This is a genomic window from [Bacteroides] pectinophilus (assembly GCA_025146925.1).
Taxonomy (GTDB): domain Bacteria; phylum Bacillota; class Clostridia; order Lachnospirales; family Lachnospiraceae; genus Bacteroides_F; species Bacteroides_F pectinophilus.
The window spans coordinates 191379-211292 of the sequence record CP102260.1 but is presented as its reverse complement, the minus strand read 5'-3'; the positions used below and the strand labels follow the sequence as shown (position 1 = coordinate 211292).

Below are 19914 nucleotides of genomic sequence, written 5' to 3'. Positions count from 1 at the left end.
TAATGTGTATACTTTAAATACAATTCAGCATTAATCGTGTAATGTGTATACAATGCATTAATACATATTGGACAAATTTCTTTTACATATATATAATATACTCAGTTTATAAGATGTATGCTTATTTACATTTACTTATTTATTAATGCAGCTTTTTGTTTTATAATTATTTTATAAGTTATTTTATTCAGATGCATACAGAATTGATATATGTGCGCTATGCACAGGAATGGAGATTTTATGTACAAAATTAATTTTGATAATCCCATACATGTTCATTTTATAGGAATAGGCGGGATCAGTATGAGCGGTCTTGCAATGATTCTCTGCAATAAGAATTTCACCGTATCGGGATCAGACTCAGCACGCAGTCCTCTTACAACGCATCTTGAGTCACTCGGATGCCACATTGCTTATCCACAGAGCGCAGACAACATAACACCGGATATTGATCTTGTAGTATATACGGCTGCAATCCATCCGGATAACCCTGAATACGCCCAGGCAGTCAGGGCCGGTATTCCAATGATGGCAAGGGCTGAGCTTCTCGGTCAGATAATGGCTAACTATAAGACCGCTGTTAACATTGCCGGTACACATGGCAAGACGACTACAACTTCCATGCTTTCAGAGATTCTTCTCGCCGCCGATGCTGACCCTACAATATCTGTCGGCGGAATTCTCAAAGATATAGGCGGCAATATAAGAATTGGCCGATCAGACCTTTTTGTTACCGAAGCATGCGAATATACCAACAGTTTCCTTTCATTTAATCCAACAATGAACATTATTCTTAATGTTAAGGAGGATCATCTTGATTTCTTCAAGGATCTTGCTGACATACGTGCATCTTTCAGACGCTTTGTTGAGAGGCTTCCTGAAGGCGGAACACTTATCATCAACAGTGATATCGAGGATTATGAGTATTTCTGTAAAGGGCTCAATGTGAAGGTTATCACAGTAGGTTCCGATCCTGACAAGAGTACCTACAGTGCCCGCGGAATAGCATATGATGACCTTGGTCGCTGTCATTACACACTCCTTAAGAACGGGGAGCCTTATGGAATCGGTGAGGAATCTTCAATTGACCTGATGGTTCCGGGAATACACAATGTATACAATTCACTTGCTGCGATTGCTGCAGCTCTTGAACTTGATATTCCTATTGCCGCAATTAAGAAAGGGCTTGCTGAATTCTACGGAACTAACCGCAGATTTGAGCGCAAAGGCGTCTTCAACGGCGTAACTGTTGTCGACGATTACGCACATCACCCTGATGAGATAAAAGCTACCCTCGCTGCGGCAGGCCATTATCCGCACAAGACATTGTGGGTTGCATTCCAGCCGCACCTTTATTCAAGAACCAAGCTGCTTCTTGACCGCTTTGCTGCTGAGCTTTCCGCTGCCGACAAGGTGATTCTTGCGGATATTTACGCTGCAAGAGAGACCAATACTTACGGAATAAGCTCGGAAGACCTTATGAATAAGATTAAGGCTCTCGGAACCGAATGCTATTATTTCCACACTTTCGATGAAATAGAAAAATTTTTACAAAAAAATTGTATCAACGGTGATTTGTTGATAACAATGGGTGCAGGAGACATTTACAAAGTTGGTGAAGATCTCGTGAAATAGCCATAATACCAAGCCTTGCGGGGCTTGGTATTTTTTTATGCTTTTTCATCCACGTACTTATCCACAACTTCCACAATTTTTTACAATATATTTACACATTTGATGCATTTTTTTTGCACACAAAATGTGCATTACTTTTTTATCATTTTTATCAAGTATTTTGGCATTTTTGCAAACTTTCCACGGAGTTATCCACATTATCCACAATTTTTCTGCTGTTAATGGTGGATAAGTGCCCCTATTTTCTTTTTTTCCACAGTGTGCTATTATACGTTCATCAAATATAGCATTGAGGAATTTACATCATGAGACCACTTACTTTACAATCCAGAATTACGCTTAATTACACACTTGTACCTGACTATTTTTTAGATAATTACATGCCTAAGGCAAGTGGTGAATTCGTTAAGATATACTTATATATATTGAGATGTCTTGGCTCAGGCACACCAGCCGCTGCATGTGATGTTCTTAAGAATGGCTGTGCTTCATACTCAGGCAGTGATGACTGCTTCTGCGTCTCTTTTCTTGCAGACAGGCTTAATCTTACTGAGAACGATGTTATGCGTGCACTTAAGTACTGGGAGAATGAAGGTCTTCTGATTCTTACATATGCTAATGCTTCATCAGGCAGCGGAGCATCCGACGGTGAACTGACAGGCATCACACTTGCAGATATTACAATGTCCGTTGAAGACACTTTCGGCACTGCTGCCAATGAGACAGCGGTGACCAGCCAGACAACTGCTCCGGCTGCAATGATATCAGCTCCCGAAGTGTCTGTTCCTGAAGCATCTGTTCCTGAGAAGCCTTCATATACGGCAGCACAGCTTAAGGAATTTGCTGCCAATGAAGAGTTAAGCCAGCTTCTCTATATTGCCCAGATGTATCTTGGCAAGACGCTTACAGCAACTGAGACTAATTCGATGATTTTCTTCTACGATACTTTGAAGATGTCTGCCGATGTAATAGAATATCTTCTTGAATACTGCATTTCCAAGGAACACAGAAGTATGCGCTATATAGAGAAGGTTGCGATTGACTGGGCTGAACATGGTATATCATCTCTTAAAGAGGCGAGGGAATATTCTGACAGTAAGTCCGAGGACATGTTTGCCGTTATGAATGCATTCGGAATAACAGGACGCAGCGCCGCCAAAGTTGAGCGCGATTATATCCGCAAGTGGCGTGAAACATACGGCTTTAACACTGATATAATTGTAGAAGCATGCAGCCGTACAATTAAGTCTACACATCAGCCAAGCTTTGAATATGCCGATTCTATTCTCACACAGTGGAATGAACGCCGCATAAAGTCCGTTGATGACATTAAGGCTCTTGACGCCGAGTATGACAAGACACGTAAGGCCTCTGCTGCATCTGCCGGTAATTCCACGGGACAGGCCTCAAGAAGCAAGTCTGCCGGCAATAACAGATTTAACAATTTCTCACAAAGAGATTATAATTACGATGAGCTTGAGACACAGTTTGTAAGCCGCGAGCTTGTTTAAACAGGATATAAGCAGGAGGACATATGTCACTTACCAATTCGCAGCATGACGCAATAATGAGAATATATGGCAATATACAGACGCGCAACCGTCGCATTCATGATGAACGCGTTGAAGAAGTCTATGCGGCATGCCCGCGTATACCTGAGATTGAGAACGAGATAATAGACCTCTCCGCAAGAAGTGCACCTATTATAATACGCGGTGACGAAGGTGCAATGGAAGAATACAGGCGCGAGCTTGCGAGGCTTAATAATGAACATGAGCGTCTGCTTGCAGTATCAGGCTTTCCTAAGGATTATCTTGCTCCGATATATGACTGTCCTGTCTGCCACGATACCGGGCTTGCAGATGGCAGACAGTGCGCATGTTTTAAGAAAAAGGTTGTGGACATGTTTTACATGCGTTCAAACCTCAAGAACATTGTTGCTTCCGAGAATTTCGGAACCTTTTCATTTGACTGGTATTCTAAGACCGATATTGATAAGACTACCGGACTTTCTTCTTATGATAATATGAAGAATGTAATGTCGATATGCCGCCAGTTTATTAATGATTTTGACAAGGGCTTCCATAATCTTCTTATATACGGAGCCCCTGGTGTCGGCAAGACATTTCTCTCCAACTGTATTGCCAAGGAGCTTCTTGATTCATCACACAGCGTAATCTATCTCACTGCCGTTGAACTGTTTGATGCATTTGGCAATTTTAATGATGAGGATGATGACGAAGGTACTGCCGTTGAGTATATTCTCGACTGTGACCTTCTTATAATAGATGACCTTGGAACTGAGCTTTCCAATTCATTTACCAACTCGAAGCTGTTCTACTGTATTAACGAACGCATGCTCAAGCGCAGGGCCACGATAATATCTACCAACCTGAGCCTTGGAGAGCTTAGCAGTGTATATTCTGAACGCCTTATGTCGAGAATAACAAGTACATACACAATCCTTAAGGTATTCGGAAAGGATATACGTCTCCAGAAGCGCAGCAGGCAGCTTAACACAGGCCGCTAATAGCCTGATATTGATTTATACTGCTTATTTATACTGCTATTGACTTATACTGCCAATATGATAATATTAATGATGTATGCTTTTTTGCATCTTTAAATTATAATAACACTAATATTTACATTTCACATGGAGGACAAACACATGCCACGCGACGAACGTCACACAGAAACTATCCCTGTTGGTGCTCTGGGTATAATCCCAACAGTCAGCTGCCAGTCACTTGGCGAGAAGGTTAACAACTATCTCGTACAGTGGAGAGAGCAGCGCGAGAATGAGCACACAGGTACTCTCGCTTTCACAGGTTACAGAAGGGACTCCTACATCATAGATGCCAAGACTCCACGTTTTGGTTCAGGTGAAGGCAAGGGCGAGATTAACGAGACTGTAAGAGGTTACGATATCTATATCATGGTTGATGTCTGCAACTACAGCCTCACATATTCACTCAGCGGCAACATTAATCATATGTCTCCTGATGACCACTATCAGGATGTTAAGAGAATTATTGCTGCCTGCGGCGGTAAGGCTAAGAGAATTAACGTAATCATGCCTTTCCTTTATGAGAGCCGTCAGCACAGACGTTCAAGCCGTGAGTCTCTTGACTGTGCACTTGCACTTCAGGAGCTTACGAGCATGGGTGTTGATAACATAATTACATTTGATGCACATGACCCACGTGTACAGAATGCTATTCCTCTTAACGGTTTCGAATCAGTACAGGCTACTTACCAATTCATTAAGTACCTGCTTCTCGGAATTGATGACCTTCAGATTGATTCTGATCACATGATGATTATCAGCCCTGATGAGGGTGGTATGAGCCGCGCAGTATATTTTGCCAACGTACTTGGAATTGATATGGGTATGTTCTATAAGAGACGTGACTACACAAGAATCGTTAACGGACGTAATCCTATCGTTGCTCATGAGTTCCTTGGCTCAGATGTTGAGGGCAAGGATGTTATCATCATTGATGATATGATTTCATCAGGTGACAGTATTCTTGACGTTGCAACAGAGCTTAAGCGCCGCAAGGCAAGACGTGTATTCGCATGTGCTACATTCGGTCTGTTCACTAACGGATTCAAGAAGATTGATGAAGCTTATGAGAATGGTATTATTGACCACATTCTCACAACTAACCTTGTATACCAGCCGGAGCAGCTTCTTACAAAGCCTTGGTATATCAATGTTGATATGAGTAAGTATATCGCTCTTCTTATCGATACACTTAACCACGATGCTTCTATCAGCGATATTCTTAACCCTGTTGAGAGAATCCAGAAGAGAGTTAATGAGTATAACGAAGCTCACAAGCATTAATATTCTTTCTGTCAACAAATATTAATAATTATATCAGATGAATAAAACTGCCGTTATACAAGTGCGTTATTATCGCCACTGTATTACGGCAGTTTTCATATTTATATTACTTCATATTTATACTACATTCATTACACTTCTGCTATCAGCTTCACCACTGTTGCCACAAAAGGCACCACAAACATTGCAATCACAAACAGTACCCACATAATGATAAACACAACCGCAAATGTCCTGCTCAGCTCATGGCTTATGCTAATCTCTCTCTGCGATGCAAATGAACATGCTGCTACAAGAATCAGGAATGTAAATACACTTACTGCCATTCCGGTCTGTGTTCCAGCCGGAGTAAATGTCATCTCAATGGTATTATTGCCATTCTCAAGCATTACCCCCATCATCATTCCTCCGGCAACCGGTACGATTGAAGTACTGTTTCCGTTAGTCTCTGCATCCCAGTTATCATCATATCTGACCGGCAGCAAAAGCATGCTCCTTCCATCCTGTGCATTGGCAATAATCTTAATCTCATTGCCGTGCTTGACTCTGTATAATGATGCACTAAGTCCTTTATTGCTTTTCATCATATTACATACTACTGAAAGGCGTCCCATATCAAGCACGCCTGCATCAATACCGGCAATATCCGGAATTGCATCATTACCTGCCATATCATTAACCGCTATTGCAACTTCTTCATTCTCAAATATGCCAAGATAAAGAAGCCGCGGGCTGTCGTCAGGTCCGTACAGCGTATTATTAAGCGCTCCCGCCTTTGGGACTGCCGTAACATTACCGTTTGCGGATACATTTACGGGAATATCCGTATCCAGTCTTATATACAATGCCTTCCTTCCGTCAATACTGACTGTGTAACTGCCGGAATCTGATTCTGTAATATGCGCTTCTGATACTATGTCCTCGTCTCTTCCGGTTATCGCACGATAGATAACATTATTACTGTCTATCCAGCTGTCATATGAATGTGATATCTCATAACCTTCAATATCCGGAACCACCGTCATGGCATATGGCAGTGTATATATGGAATCATATAATCTGAATCCGTCATATTCATTCAGATTCTTATACAAAGCCGTGTCTTCATCTGCCCTGCTTACAATCTGTGTTATGTGAAGAACCGCATCTGAGAATACAGTTCCGCCGACATCTGCATTTGTCTTATTATACACTCCGTATCCCAGCTTCTCCGCCATTCCATTCCTGCAATATGAGTCAAAATCGCTTGAAACCGTAGGTCTCTGAAATACCGTTGAATAATTCGTTCCAAGGCTCATATCCGGACTCCTGATTCCATCTGTGGATGATGAGCTTACATCCAGACCGTTAGCTGCACTGACCGCCTGAATCGCATAGTTGGCACTCTGCTCCGAACTGAAATCATAGAATCGCGGCGTTCCTATCATTGCATATGCACCGGCAAAAATCTCTATTGCAACAGTTACATAACAGCATTTTGCGCAGAATACCCTTTTGTTAATCAGGCAGACCGCTATATTAAACACCAGCATCACCATGAATACAAAGACAAAATACAAAAGCGCGTGAAATGTCTCATTAAGCTCAAGCTTATTATATATATATGCCCATATTGCACACTGCACCATTCCTGCAAGCAGATAAACAAGCCTCTCAAGCGGTTCAAACACTGCTTCAACATTGTACTCCGTATTCTTTTTTCCGGTTTTCTCTATATTGAGCGGCTTGCCGGCAAAATATGCACCGGTACTTATAACAGCAAATGCAGTTATAAATCCAAAATGGACGCTGTATCCCGAGTACTCCTTAAGATTCCATATTCTTTCCGTCTTATCAATAATAAGAGGAATCAGCGTTATCAAAAGCGAGATAAGCATATATCTTGTTATGCGTACTTCCTTCTTGTACTTAATAACTCCTATAATAATCATTGCAAATGCAAATGACATCCCATACAGAATCATAAAGTGCTGGAATATTCCAAGCTGTGAGACATACAGCTCCGATGTTATCGTCTCGTAATACTTCGTCCATATGCTCCGTCCTGCTGCCTGACTGCCTTCCCACATCTTTATCGCACAAGGCAGTACTGCAAACGCCGCGAGCCCGGCACCGGCAAGTGTTGACACTGTTATTCCGCCAACAAGCCTGCCTGCGGCATAAGCCTTTTCATTAAGCCTAAGGTCTCTGCGCATTCCGATTACAACGATTGCATATATTCCCGTAATTATGCCGGCATATAACAATGCCATCATTCCAAGTCCGCTATTCATAATCAGCATGACTGCCGTCATTATTATGTAAAACAGCCTGCCTCCGCCCTCCTGCATCTTATTATATGCAAGCATAAAGAGCGGAAATACTGCTGCAACGTCCATCCATGGTGAGAAACATGAAGCATACAAAAGAACATATCCGCTGAAGGAATACATTATTGAAAATAATGCCTTGAATGAATATGGCGTTCCCGAGAATCTCTTGTCATGATTCAGAAAGAAGTACATTGCAACCGACATGCACGCCATCTTTATTATTGTCATTACCGGAATAAATCCCAGTATATGGCTTCTCGGCACAAGATATAACAGCAGATTGAATGGGCTTGACATTGAAAATACCGATTTCATTGCCGACAGATCAGTTCCCATTCCCATCTGAAGACTATAAACAGAAGATGCCCTGCCATGCAGGACATCCCAAATAAGGCTGTACATCGGTACAACCTGATGCATATTGTCATTATAACCAAAGCCCATCTGTCCGAACGGATAAATCTGCTTGATTATCATAATCAGAATCATGCCAAGACTTGTAACAACCGGTGGTATCAGGTATGAATAAATCCTGGCATTTTTACGATTACCATTAAACATGTGTAACTATGCACTCACTTTCTCCATGAATGATTATGTTCTTCTTACCTGCAGTAACGAAAAAACTCTCCCCGGCTTTGAATTCAAGAGTCCTTGAATCCACAGTTATGCTGCCTCTTCCGCTTACGAATATTACTGAGATAAATGAAGCGTCATCAACCATTATCTTTGCCTCATCTTTGACCGCATACTTAAAGCACTCAAAGTATTTGCACTGTACAAGCCTTTCCATCTCGTAATTATCATTCTGTACGAGAATCTCCTGCTTGTTGTTATTGCGCACATATGGTTCAACATCAACTACATCAAGTGCCTTCTCAAGATGAAGCTCCCTAAGATTGCCATATTTGTCACGCCTGTCATAATCATACAGACGATATGTGCTGTTGGAATTCTGCTGTATCTCACAGATGAGTATTCCGGCACCTATTGCATGGATAGTTCCTGCCTTGATAAATACTACATCACCTTTCTTGACCTTAACTTCATTAAGAATCTCGGTGATTGTATTATTGGCAATTCTGTCACGTATCTCTTCCTTGGTTGTCTTTCTCTTAAGTCCGCAATACAGGCTTGCTCCGGGCTCGCAGTCAAGTATATACCATACTTCATTTTTACCATACTCACCCTCAACCTCAAGTGCATATTCATCATCCGGGTGAATCTGTACGGACAGCGGCTGCTTTGCATCTATAAACTTTATAAGAATCGGAAATCTGTCAAGCGCCTGACACTTCCATCCGAGTGCCTCCTTGCCTATTCTTCTCAGATAGTCATTGAAGAGCATTCCTCTGTATCTTCCTTCAGCTATTCTGCTCTGTCCGTCAGGATGTGCCGATAACTCCCAGCTTTCCGCAATGATATCATAGTCACATTTTTTGCCGAATACAGTACGTAGCTTGGTTCCGCCCCACAGATTATCCTTGAATGCCGGGTCAAGCTTTACTATATCCGATACGGGACCACTGTTATTATTGTCCTGTCCGTATATCTTGACCATATCGTTATCTGTAAGCATATCACCTATGCCTACCTCAATTATTACAACATTCTTATCTGTATGGTTGGCAACCTTGTGCTGCATTCCTATTGGAACGAATACACTCTCAAACTTATGGTAATCTCTCTCCTGCGTTCCGAGTGTAATAGTCGCAACGCCCTCAACTACAGACCAGTGCTCGCTTCTGAACTCATGCTGGTGAAGATTCATGCTCATTCCCGGGAATACGGTTACCTTCTTAACCTTATATCCGTTAGCTGATGTCAGGAGTTCATGTATTCCCCACTCTCTGTACGAAAGGCGGTTGTAATCAAAATACTGTTCATATCTGTCATGATTGTCGCGTATGATATCTTTGATATCTTCCACAGATTCCTTCTTAGATACATATACGGCATCGTCTGTATTGACAACCACGATATCCTCGAGGTCATTGGCAACTACAAGATTCTTCTGTGCCTTATTAATTATGTCTACGTTGCTGCATTTGTTCTCAATTACATACCGGTTGCCGATATCTGCAACACCGTCAATTACCGTAAGATCTGTAACATTACCTACATCCTGCCACTTGAATGCTATCTCAATCACGCGTGTGCAGTCCGGATGTGCAAACACTGTCCCCTCTATGCTTCCTGCCGGGAACTTCTCCATAATGAACTCAGGAAATGTTACAACGCCTCTTATAGCTACTACTTTTCTTCTTGCATCAACGCAGCAGTCATACATCTGTCTGTTGCAGTTAGCAAGCATATTAAGATAGTCTCCCGCACGGAATACGAACAGACCGCTGTTCCACAGATATCCTTTGTCATATGTGTATTCTGCAGCCTCCTCTATAGGTGCGCGTTCTACAAATTCCTGTATTGTATTATCTTTATGCTTAATATATCCATATGATGACGACGGCTTATATGGCTTTACACCAAATGATACGATAACACCATCCTTTTTAACCATCTCTTTGGCTTCAAGTATTGCTGTCTGGTATTCCTTACCCTCGATAAGGTTATCTGCTGATACTACAAATATAAGCTCTGACTGGTTGCAGAACATACATCCCAGTGCAATTGCCGGAGCTGTACCACGTGGCTTTCCTTCAAGAATTACTCTGTATCTGAGACCCTGAAACGCCTTCATCTGGCCCTCAACTATATTCAGATAATTCTCATTGGTTATTATAATAAATTCATCACAGAAGGTCATGTTACGCACAATCGTCTCCTGAAGAAGGGAACGTCCCTCCTTGATGTTCATGAACTGCTTAGGGTAGTTCTTTCTTGATAACGGCCAGAGTGTATCACCTGTACCTCCGGCAAGAATCAAACATTTCATTACTCGCTGTCCTCTTCAATATTGCGCGGCAGAATACTGTTAAGTGCCGCTACAAGTCTGTCATTGTCACTGCCTGTCCTAACTGCAAGACGGATATAATTTTGACCGTTAAAGCCTTTCTTAGTTGAAAGATCCTTTATCAGGATATTGTAATCATTAAGCAATATCTCAGTAAGCTCTGTGCTGCCCATTCCTCCGAGCACCTCGCAGAGGAGATAATTTGCCTGTGACGGGATTACCCTCAGATTGTCTATCTCCGAAAGGTCTTCAATATATTTCTTTCTTACAGTATAGAACTTCTCAAGAGCCGCCTTATAATCCTTTTTATACTTCTCCTGTATCTGAAGGAAGAACTCTCCAAATGAGTTGATATTCCATATAGAAACGTCCTTTTTCATTGCTGCAATGAGTTCTTCATCAGCACTTGCAGCAACACCAAGTCTTATTCCCGGAACACCATATGACTTAGAGATACTCTTTACAACAATCATCTTAGGGTACTTTCTTATAATATCCCTGTCAAGATATGTTGTCTCTTCTTCCGCATCAGCAAAATCAACAAATGACTCGTCCACAATAAACCTTATATTCTTCTGTTCACACCACTGTGCGATACGAAGAACATCGTCTCTTCTGATGTAATTACCGGACGGATTATCCGGATTGATAAGTGTCAGAATATCAATATCCTTATCATCATAGAAATTCATCAGGTCATCTGCGGTATATGAATAATTGTCATTCTGTACAAAGTACGGAACTACATCTTCTGTGTTCTTTCTGTTAGGATACTCCTGAAATGTCGGAAATGCAATACCAAGCCTGCCCGGGAGTTTCTCCATGAGAGACTTTATCAATTCGGCAGCTCCGTTACCAACAACCATCTCGTAATCCTTAAGGCCGAAGTTCTTAGCAGCCGTCAGACTGTTGACAGCCATTCCTGACGGATATTGTGTAAGAAGGCTTGTGAAGTTAGCCTTCATCTCACTTATAAGCTTATTATTAGGATAAAACGGATTAACAAGATAACAGAAATCAAGCAGTTTAGGGAATCTCCAGTAACCGCCGAAGCAGTGCTGCATCTTCTCAAGCTTCTCTGCGCGTGTTGCAAAAAGAATCTCCGCAATGCTCAGATCCTGCTCATCATCTATCTCATACCATACCTCATCGTCAAGGCACACTGCCTTGATATCAGGCTTGTCAAGAAGCGTAATTACCTTAAGGACCTGCTCGTAATACTCATTATTGCCGAGAGCCTTGCAATAAGCTTCAAGGAATGGTACATAATGTGTTACCGAGAAATCCCTGCTGAACTTATACAGGTTAACGGTCTTATAATAGGAATCAATCTTAGTAAAATCAAAATCCTTCTTACCCAAGAAACTGCATATATTGTTGTCCTCGTCAAGTGTGACAACAGTTCCGTCCATCCAGCTCTCAAACTTTGCCACAAGTGTAAGGCTTGGATATGGATTATCCACAAGCTTACGCAGAACCGAATCATCAAATACTATATCTGATTCAAGAAGCAGTGTATCGTCCTTAAGCAGATAATCCTTGGCAAGATACAGTGAATATATGTTATTTGTCTTGTCATATACTTCATTATTGACAAATTCGAGCTTTGTATTAAGATTAAGGCTCTCTGCGTATTCTACAAGCTTTTCACCCTTATACCCGACAACCATTACTATTCTGTCAAGTCCGAGTGAATCAAGGCTTCTGAGCGTACGCTCTGCCATCGTAACACCGTCTACCTTAACCATGCATTTGGTTGAATCATTAGTAAGCTCCTTAAGACGCTTTCCCATTCCCGCTGCTAATATTATAGCCTGCATAAATCCCTCTCATTCCGCCGCAACCGGCTTTTAAATATAATCAACTACTCTTTATCACTTCTTATTGAGCTTCCGCATTGTTCTGTGACTGCTGCCTGCAGAACATTCCTGCAAGTGTTACAGCCAGATATCTCACTATATTAACTGCAAAAATCGCAGCTGCAAGACCGTTAAGCCCTCCGAACAACACTGCCGGTATGGCTGCTGCAAAGAATATGACTGCGTATCCCGCATTAAGTATTATCTGAAGCTTCTCTCCGGTAAATCTCAATACTATTACCATCAGCGATTCAGATATAAAGTAGAATATCTGTCCTGCATTAGCAAGCAGGAACAGCGGCTTTGCCTGCCCGTACACATCCGGATACATAATCATTACAAATATATTGGATGCAATCACACTCGCCGCCAGCACAAACAGCCCTACTGCGAACAGAGCTCCTGATATTGCTGACATCATCTTCTTTGTAAGTCCACCCTCATACTTGGACAGATGCCCCATAAGCACGCCATTCAGCGGACTTGTAATCATCGCAACAATCTTGCCTACGAGCGTTGCCGTGTAGAATATCGTAACCTCCGCAGAACCCACAAAAAGCATAATAAGTATTCTGTCCGCATTCATTATCATACTGGAAATCAGATATGCCAATGAAAGCTGCCATACCGACCTCATAACACCGGCACGATACTCCGATGCTTCAAACAACGGTCTTTTGTAAAGATTCCCCGTAAGGCACACATATACCGTTGCAAGCACTTCACCCAGCGCAATAGCAATCCCCCACGAATGGGTGACCGGATACAGGAGCGTGCCTGCCGCATATCCTATTGCAATTACGATATAGTACTTCATGAAGCCTTTATAATTAATTGCAAGCTTATATTGGACATCACCGTAATATCTGAGCACACTTGCTATCATAAGCACAGCCGAGCTCACATACATAACAGGATTGAGCGCCCTGAATACTATCAGCATCACAAGCGTCACAATAAGCGATATTGCCGCAATAATCGCAAGAAACAGATTATAATCTCCCTTAGGTTCTTCCTTTCTCGCACTCATTACGAGCCTTGAATAGTTGGCTCCAGAGCCGAATGATGAAGCCATTATTGATACAACCGATTCAATTGACAGTATAACGCCGAATGCTGCCGCACCCATCTGCTTTGTAAGAAGGGGATTAACAAGAAGCTGGATTGTTCCGTTAAGGGCAACCAGTGCGATGATACTGTACATCATATCCCCTGCAAATGCTTTTAGAATATTCTTTTTCATAATACAATCATTCCATTATAGTAAAATATTCACTCGTCACGTCATAATGCTCCGCAACCCTCTTATCCTCAGGCGGAAGCTCCATATAGCTGCCGAACATTGTCCTGAGCACATTGTCATAGCCCTGCGGTGCATCGAATTCATATTCGTCAAACGGAAGCCTTACCGCATTGTCAAACCATGATCTGTCATATATAAAATGTATCTGGTCAAACGGATAATATGCTGAGAAAAGCTTATCATAACCTTTGCCGTTATCATTCATCGCAATCTTTGTAAAACGCTTCTCTATTGAGCTCTGCTTAAAAAGCTTTCCGACATGTGACATAATCGCAACAATTACGCGCTGCGCTGCCGAATACTCACTGTAATCAATCTTATATCTGTGAGCCCATGAAAGCATATATAAAAACTGAAGCCTTAACACCTTCCACTTCTGTGCAAGCGGTGACGGACTTATCTCATCAAGCACAAATATATCAAGAAGCATATGGTTCTGCTTACCGTTATAGAACTTCATCTCATCATTATCCGGCTTAATTGTACTCTTAGTAAAAGCCACATGCGGAATAAAATCAAAGAAATGATTCTCACCATAATCTTTAGGGAGCACGAGCTCATATCCGTCAGCAAGCTCTCCTGCCTTACATACATCTATGAACTTCTCGTAATCCGCGCGTTTCATTGTTATATCAACATCGTCATCCCACGGAATATTACCATTATGCCTTACGGCACCGATAAGAGTGCCGCTGTCCATATAATATGCTATGTCATGCTTTTTGCAGATTCTGTCAACCTCAGCAAGCAGCAGGTCATTATAGTGGTGAACATCATCTATTGTGTACATCTGTATTCTCCTTCGCCATTTCCTCTTCCTGAGGTGTTCCAATGTCAAAATTAAGTCTCTCTTCTTCTATTACAAGCGGTCTGTTCATTACACGCTGGTTGATACTGAGTATATATTCTCCCATAAGCCCGAGGAATATGAGTATCAGTGAACCGAATATGCACACAAGAATTACAAGCGGTGCCATTCCTGCCGAGAATCTGTTCCAGTACAGGAGCTTAAGTACAAGATATACAATCGCAATAATAACACTTATCACCGCTGTTACCGCCCCGATAAATGTTGCAAGTCTCAGTCCTATCTTGGTATATGACGTAAAGCTAAGCATCGCTGCATCATACAGTGTATAAAAATTATTATGTGTCTTGCCGGCACGTCTCTGCGGCTGCTCGTACTCTATCTCTGTGCGTTTGTAACCAAGCTCTCCTACGATTCCCCTGATAAACGGAATCGGATCCTTTAAGTCGCGAAGCACCTGTACAAATGACCTGTCATACAGTCCGAAGCCGGTAAACTGCTCAATCTGCTCTGTCGAAGACATTTTCTTGATTGTTCTGTAATATACTGAGCGCAGCCAGTACATAACGGGATTCTCCTTACTTCTCGTCTTGACCGCACATACAATCTTATAGCCTTCCTCCCACTTATGCACAAGCTCAGGTATCATCTCTATAGGATCCTGGAAGTCGGCACATACAGGTATCGTACAATCTCCCGTTGTCTGAAGGATTCCATAATATGGTGAGTTAAACTGTCCAAAATTCTTGGCATTAAATATTGCCTTAATCCTTAGATTACCCTCACAGAGTCTTCTAAGTCTCACTCTTGTTGTATCCGAAGAATCATTATCAATAAATACTATCTCATAGTCATACTGCGGAAGGTCTTTTGCAAACATCTCAATAATTGCCTTAGAAAGCGGCTCTACATTCTCTTCCTCGTTATAGCAAGGAACCATTATGCTAATTTTTTTCATTGAATTTCTCACTTTTTAAATAGTTTATGGTATCTTTTATTCCGTCTGCAAACGCAGTTGACGGTTCAAATCCAGTATCATCATGCAGGTCACTTATGTCCGCACACAGGTAAAATACCTGCTTTGGTGCATAATCCACAGCTCCAAAATTAATCTGTGCATCCGGATTAACCGCATCCCTGATATCTTCAATGTATTCTCTCAGCGGTCTTGTTCTTCCGCTTCCTATACAGTATATCTTACCATCATGACCGCTCTGACCGAGAAGCATCAGTGCACGTCCTGCATCATCCGAATAGAGATAGTCCCATTCCTGCTCACCCTTCGTACAATCAGGTATCCTTCCGTCAAGCAACGCAGCTATGGTGCTCATTACCATGGTCTTCTCGCCGTCATATGGTCCGTATATGCTTAATATTCTTGTCCACACATGGCGCATTCCGTACTGTGAACATGCAATCCTTGTCATCTGGCCTGCGCATAACTTGGCTATTCCGTAACCATTCTCCGGGAATGCCGGCACCTGTGCATTAAGCTTTCCCTCAAACCTTCCGTATTCTGCCTGCGAACCTGTTCCTATCCAGCCCTCACATCCGCATTCATTGGCGGCATCCACCGCATCAAGCGAATACTTCACATTAAGATTCTGCCCGTGCATATTATTACGGCTGTTACCGAATGTTCCATCCCAGCCGAGGTGATAGAATACAAGTCCTCCCATGCGTTCATCCGCACTTCCAGTCCTAAATCCGGCCCGTGCAAGGCGGTCTTTTAGCTTATCAAGCTCATCAAGCCCGCATTCCACCTTCGTAAGCAGCGGATTATCCTTTATTCTTGCTGCCCTTGCCGACCCCGGTCTTACAACTGCTGCCACACGTATTCCGTGAGATATTAAATTATTAATCAATGCCATTCCCACCGCACCCGTAGGTCCGGTAACTATGGCGCTTTGCATCCCCTGCATATTCTGTGCTCCTGCCGTATCACGATAATGTCAAGATAAAGTTAAGATAACATCATGATAAAGGTTCTATTATCATATTCTTATGGAATTCATCCCTGTCAAGGAATGGTGCCAGATCCTCCAGCGGAGGTGACACAAGTGTTCCGTCTTCAAGTCTCTTTGTCGCCGACTTCGGTTCAAAGTTCTGTTCCTTTGAAACAAATATCTCTACAAATACAGGTCCGTCAACCGCAAGCGCCTCATCAAGCACTCTGCCAAGATCTGTATTGGAGTCGCATGAAAAATACGGATATCCGTAAGCCGGTGCAAGCTTTGACATATCAGGAAAGCTCAGATCCTCACTCTGCGGGCCTATTCCGACAAAGTTCTTATGGAAAAGATTTGTCTGTGTCTGTCTTATGGAATGATATCCCTCATTATTAATCATGAATATCTTAATCGGCATTCTGTGATGGATTATAGTCTGAAGCTCCTGAATATTCATCTGTATGCTTCCGTCACCGCTTATGCAGATAATATCCTTCTTCGTATCCTCTCCTGCCGGCTCCTGATTCTGTCTTGCCAGACTTCTTCCGTGAAGTGCGGCATTGCCGTGGTGTGCAACGCATGCGCCGATTGCTGCCGGAAGGTCATATCCCATTGAAGCGATTGCGGAATTAATTATAAATCTCTGATCCTTCTTTATCACATATGCATGACTTCCCACAACGCATGCAGAACCGTTGCCTACTACCGTAACCTGTCCTGGTTCAAGCCTTGAGCTTAATTCCTTAATAAATGCATACACATTAGTGTGGTTGGTATCCTCATAATGCTTAGGAAGCACTACCGGATATCTCTTCTTCCAGTCTGCACATCTTGAAAGCCACTCTTCTCCGTTCCAGAATGTCTTTCCCTGTGTTATTCCTCTTGCATCAAGTCTCTCGTTAAGCTTGGCAAGAAGATCCTTTGCGTCTGCCCATACAGGCATATCAACATGAAGCGTAGGCTTTCTCATCTCATCACGGTCAACATCGTTAACTATTACATAAGCTTCTCTTGCCCATGTCTTCCATGTATATCCTACCTGACGGATGCTCAGCCTGTTGCCGGATGCAAACACAAGATCACTGTTCTGCACCGCAAAGTTGCCGGCACGGTCTCCCATGATTCCGCCGCGGCCGACATACAGAGGGTGTTCATCATATATTGCATCTATGCTGTCCCAGCATGTGACAACAGGTATGTTAAGCCTGTCTGTAAGCTTTTTGAATTCCTCATATCCGCCTGATATCCTTATACCGTTGCCGGCATAGAATACAGGTCTTCTGGCTGCTGCTATTCTGTCAAGAATCGCATCTGCTGTCTCATCAGTAACCTTCGGTGCAATAGTATATGCATTCTCGCGCTCATATTCAGTTACATCAAAATGTATCAGCTCGTCCGTATCTATTATAGTTCCCTGATAATTAACCGGAATATCTATCCAGCATGGACCCGGACGCCCTGTATTGGCAAGATACATCGACTTCTCAAGGGCATATGCAATACGCCTTGGATCCTCAATCATCTCACAATACTTAGTCATTGAAGCAACTGCTCTGGTGATATCGAATTCCTGATCTCCCATTGCACGTATATTAAGCCCTGTGCTTCTTGCCGTTGTATCGTAACGTACCTGTCCTGATATAACAAGCATAGGGATTGAATCAAGCCAGCCTCCGACAACTCCCGTAAGTGCATTAGTTCCACCCGGTCCGGTTGTAACACAGAGAACCGCAATCTTATTATTGATTCTTGCATAGCTCTCCGCTGCTATTGCACACGCCTGCTCATGGTGGTTGTACACCATAGTAAGCCCTGCCTGATGTCCGAGAGCATCATTAAGGTGCATGGCTCCTCCACCTGTTACAGTAAAGCCATGAGTTATTCCATTGTCAACAAGAAACTGCGATACATAATCAGCAAGCCTTATCTTCATTAATTAGCGCCTCCGTTTACTGCTTCCTTAATTGTCTTTGCCATATAATCAATCATCTCATCAGTCATTCCCGGATATACGCCTACCCAGAACGTGTCATTCATAATTCTGTCTGTAACAGAAAGGTCACCCACTACGCGGAAGCCTTCTCCTGACATTCTCATAATATCAAAGCACGGATGCTTTGTAAGATTACCCGCAAAGAGTGCTCTTGTCTGAACCTTATGATTCTCTATATATTCAACAACTGCTCTTCTGTCAATTCCTTCGCGGCATGTCATAAGGAAACCGAACCAGCTCGGATTAGAATTAGGACATGCCTCAGGAAGAATAAGCTTATCAGATACATCTTCAAGTGCAGCCTTAAGTCTGTCAAAGTTATGTCTTCTTCTCTCAACAAATGAAGGGAACTTCTCAAGCTGCGCACATCCGATTGCTGCCTGCATGTCTGTTGCCTTAAGGTTATATCCAAAATGTGAATATACATACTTATGGTCAAATCCCAGAGGAAGTTCACCATACTGTCTGTCAAAACGGTGTCCGCATACATTGTCATGACCTGAAGGGCATACACAGTCACGTCCCCAGTCGCGCATTGAACGGATTATTCTGTTAAGGAGCGGATTATCTGTATATACTGCACCACCCTCTCCCATTGTCATATGGTGTGGCGGATAGAAGCTTGATGTACCTATATCACCTACAGTACCTGTAAGCTTGTCCTCCCCGTCTATTGTATACACTGAACCGAGCGCATCACAGTTATCTTCCACAAGCCACAGCTCATGTTTCTCACAGAATGCCTTAACTGCTGCAAGGTCAAATGGATTACCGAGTGTATGTGCAATCATGACCGCTTTAGTCTTATCTGAAAGTGCCTCCTCAAGCATATTAACATCAATATTGTACTGAGGTATCGTAACATCAACAAATACAGGGACTGCACCATACTGGATCATCGGTGTTACAGTTGTAGGGAATCCGCATGCAACCGTAATTACTTCATCGCCTCTCTTAATCCTCTTGTCACCAAGAAGAGGTGATGTAAGTGTCATAAACGCAACAAGGTTGGCTGATGAACCTGAATTAACGAGTGAGCAGTAACGTACTCCGAGGTACTCTGCAAACTTCTTCTCAAATTCGTTAGTATATCTTCCTGATGTAAGCCAGAACTCAAGTGAACTGTCTACCAGATTGACCATCTCTGCGCTGTCATATACTCTTGATGCATATGAAATTCTGTCGCCTTCCTCATATGGCTTCTTAGCATGGTACTTATCACAGTACTCCTTAACTAAGCCAAGTATATCTTCTCTTGCTTCCTTCTCAGTCTTATTCTCAAACATAT

At 42.5% G+C, this 19914-nt stretch carries 13 protein-coding genes; 4 read left to right on the top strand and 9 right to left on the bottom strand.

All coding sequences use genetic code 11. From position 1 onward, the window contains the following. Positions 1 to 240: 240 nt before the first annotated feature. The 4 genes from murC to NQ488_00855 all read left to right on the top strand — a co-directional run bounded on the left by murC (position 241) and on the right by NQ488_00855 (position 5488). A complete protein-coding gene (gene murC, locus NQ488_00870) occupies positions 241 to 1635 on the top strand; it encodes a UDP-N-acetylmuramate--L-alanine ligase (protein ID UWN95895.1) in 1395 nt (464 codons plus the stop codon). A 305-nt stretch (positions 1636 to 1940) separates the two neighbouring features. Continuing rightward, complete coding sequence (locus tag NQ488_00865) at positions 1941 to 3146, top strand: DnaD domain protein (GenBank protein ID UWN95894.1); 1206 nt, start codon at positions 1941 to 1943, stop codon at positions 3144 to 3146. 23 nt (positions 3147 to 3169) lie between these two features. Further along, positions 3170 to 4165, top strand: a complete 996-nt coding sequence (locus tag NQ488_00860) for an ATP-binding protein (protein UWN95893.1) — start codon at positions 3170 to 3172, stop codon at positions 4163 to 4165. A gap of 141 nt (positions 4166 to 4306) precedes the next feature. Next, positions 4307 to 5488, top strand: coding sequence for a ribose-phosphate pyrophosphokinase (locus NQ488_00855; protein ID UWN95892.1), 1182 nt, complete (start codon positions 4307 to 4309; stop codon positions 5486 to 5488). Positions 5489 to 5619: 131 nt separating this feature from the next. Here NQ488_00855 and NQ488_00850 read toward each other — a convergent pair whose 3' ends face one another. The 9 genes from NQ488_00850 to rfbH form a co-directional block, all read right to left on the bottom strand. Next, the gene (locus NQ488_00850) at positions 5620 to 8361 is read right to left on the bottom strand and encodes a YfhO family protein (protein ID UWN95891.1); all 2742 of its coding nucleotides are present in this window, start codon (positions 8359 to 8361) and stop codon (positions 5620 to 5622) included. After that, the gene (locus NQ488_00845) at positions 8354 to 10696 is read right to left on the bottom strand and encodes a sugar phosphate nucleotidyltransferase (protein ID UWN95890.1); all 2343 of its coding nucleotides are present in this window, start codon (positions 10694 to 10696) and stop codon (positions 8354 to 8356) included. Before NQ488_00845 ends, NQ488_00850 begins: the two co-directional genes overlap by 8 nt. Continuing rightward, a complete protein-coding gene (locus NQ488_00840; protein ID UWN95889.1) occupies positions 10696 to 12534 on the bottom strand; it encodes an aminotransferase class I/II-fold pyridoxal phosphate-dependent enzyme in 1839 nt (612 codons plus the stop codon). The genes NQ488_00845 and NQ488_00840 overlap by 1 nt, the downstream gene beginning before the upstream one ends. A 61-nt stretch (positions 12535 to 12595) precedes the next feature. Next, positions 12596 to 13816, bottom strand: a complete 1221-nt coding sequence (locus NQ488_00835) for a hypothetical protein (protein ID UWN95888.1) — start codon at positions 13814 to 13816, stop codon at positions 12596 to 12598. Positions 13817 to 13823: 7 nt separating this feature from the next. Then, positions 13824 to 14666 (bottom strand): LicD family protein, encoded by an 843-nt coding sequence (locus tag NQ488_00830; protein ID UWN95887.1) that lies wholly within the window; start codon positions 14664 to 14666, stop codon positions 13824 to 13826. After that, positions 14650 to 15642, bottom strand: a complete 993-nt coding sequence (locus tag NQ488_00825; GenBank protein UWN95886.1) for a glycosyltransferase family 2 protein — start codon at positions 15640 to 15642, stop codon at positions 14650 to 14652. The genes NQ488_00830 and NQ488_00825 overlap by 17 nt, the downstream gene beginning before the upstream one ends. Then, a complete protein-coding gene (locus NQ488_00820) occupies positions 15629 to 16606 on the bottom strand; it encodes an NAD(P)-dependent oxidoreductase (GenBank protein UWN95885.1) in 978 nt (325 codons plus the stop codon). Before NQ488_00820 ends, NQ488_00825 begins: the two co-directional genes overlap by 14 nt. A 52-nt stretch (positions 16607 to 16658) precedes the next feature. After that, the gene (locus tag NQ488_00815; GenBank protein ID UWN95884.1) at positions 16659 to 18566 is read right to left on the bottom strand and encodes a thiamine pyrophosphate-binding protein; all 1908 of its coding nucleotides are present in this window, start codon (positions 18564 to 18566) and stop codon (positions 16659 to 16661) included. After that, entirely contained in the window at positions 18566 to 19912 is a 1347-nt protein-coding gene (gene rfbH / locus NQ488_00810; protein UWN95883.1) for a lipopolysaccharide biosynthesis protein RfbH, read from the bottom strand. Before rfbH ends, NQ488_00815 begins: the two co-directional genes overlap by 1 nt. Positions 19913 to 19914: the final 2 nt, after the last annotated feature.

Excerpts from the sequence above, each read along its gene's own strand:
- murC (UWN95895.1), top strand. The coding sequence starts at position 241 with ATGTACAAAATTAATTTTGATAATCCCATACATGTTCATTTTATAGGA.
- NQ488_00865 (UWN95894.1), top strand. The coding sequence starts at position 1,941 with ATGAGACCACTTACTTTACAATCCAGAATTACGCTTAATTACACACTT.
- NQ488_00860 (UWN95893.1), top strand. The coding sequence starts at position 3,170 with ATGTCACTTACCAATTCGCAGCATGACGCAATAATGAGAATATATGGC.
- NQ488_00855 (UWN95892.1), top strand. The coding sequence starts at position 4,307 with ATGCCACGCGACGAACGTCACACAGAAACTATCCCTGTTGGTGCTCTG.
- NQ488_00850 (UWN95891.1), bottom strand. The coding sequence starts at position 8,361 with ATGTTTAATGGTAATCGTAAAAATGCCAGGATTTATTCATACCTGATA.
- NQ488_00845 (UWN95890.1), bottom strand. The coding sequence starts at position 10,696 with ATGAAATGTTTGATTCTTGCCGGAGGTACAGGTGATACACTCTGGCCG.
- NQ488_00840 (UWN95889.1), bottom strand. The coding sequence starts at position 12,534 with ATGCAGGCTATAATATTAGCAGCGGGAATGGGAAAGCGTCTTAAGGAG.
- NQ488_00835 (UWN95888.1), bottom strand. The coding sequence starts at position 13,816 with ATGAAAAAGAATATTCTAAAAGCATTTGCAGGGGATATGATGTACAGT.
- NQ488_00830 (UWN95887.1), bottom strand. The coding sequence starts at position 14,666 with ATGTACACAATAGATGATGTTCACCACTATAATGACCTGCTGCTTGCT.
- NQ488_00825 (UWN95886.1), bottom strand. The coding sequence starts at position 15,642 with ATGAAAAAAATTAGCATAATGGTTCCTTGCTATAACGAGGAAGAGAAT.
- NQ488_00820 (UWN95885.1), bottom strand. The coding sequence starts at position 16,606 with ATGCAGGGGATGCAAAGCGCCATAGTTACCGGACCTACGGGTGCGGTG.
- NQ488_00815 (UWN95884.1), bottom strand. The coding sequence starts at position 18,566 with ATGAAGATAAGGCTTGCTGATTATGTATCGCAGTTTCTTGTTGACAAT.
- rfbH (UWN95883.1), bottom strand. The coding sequence starts at position 19,912 with ATGTTTGAGAATAAGACTGAGAAGGAAGCAAGAGAAGATATACTTGGC.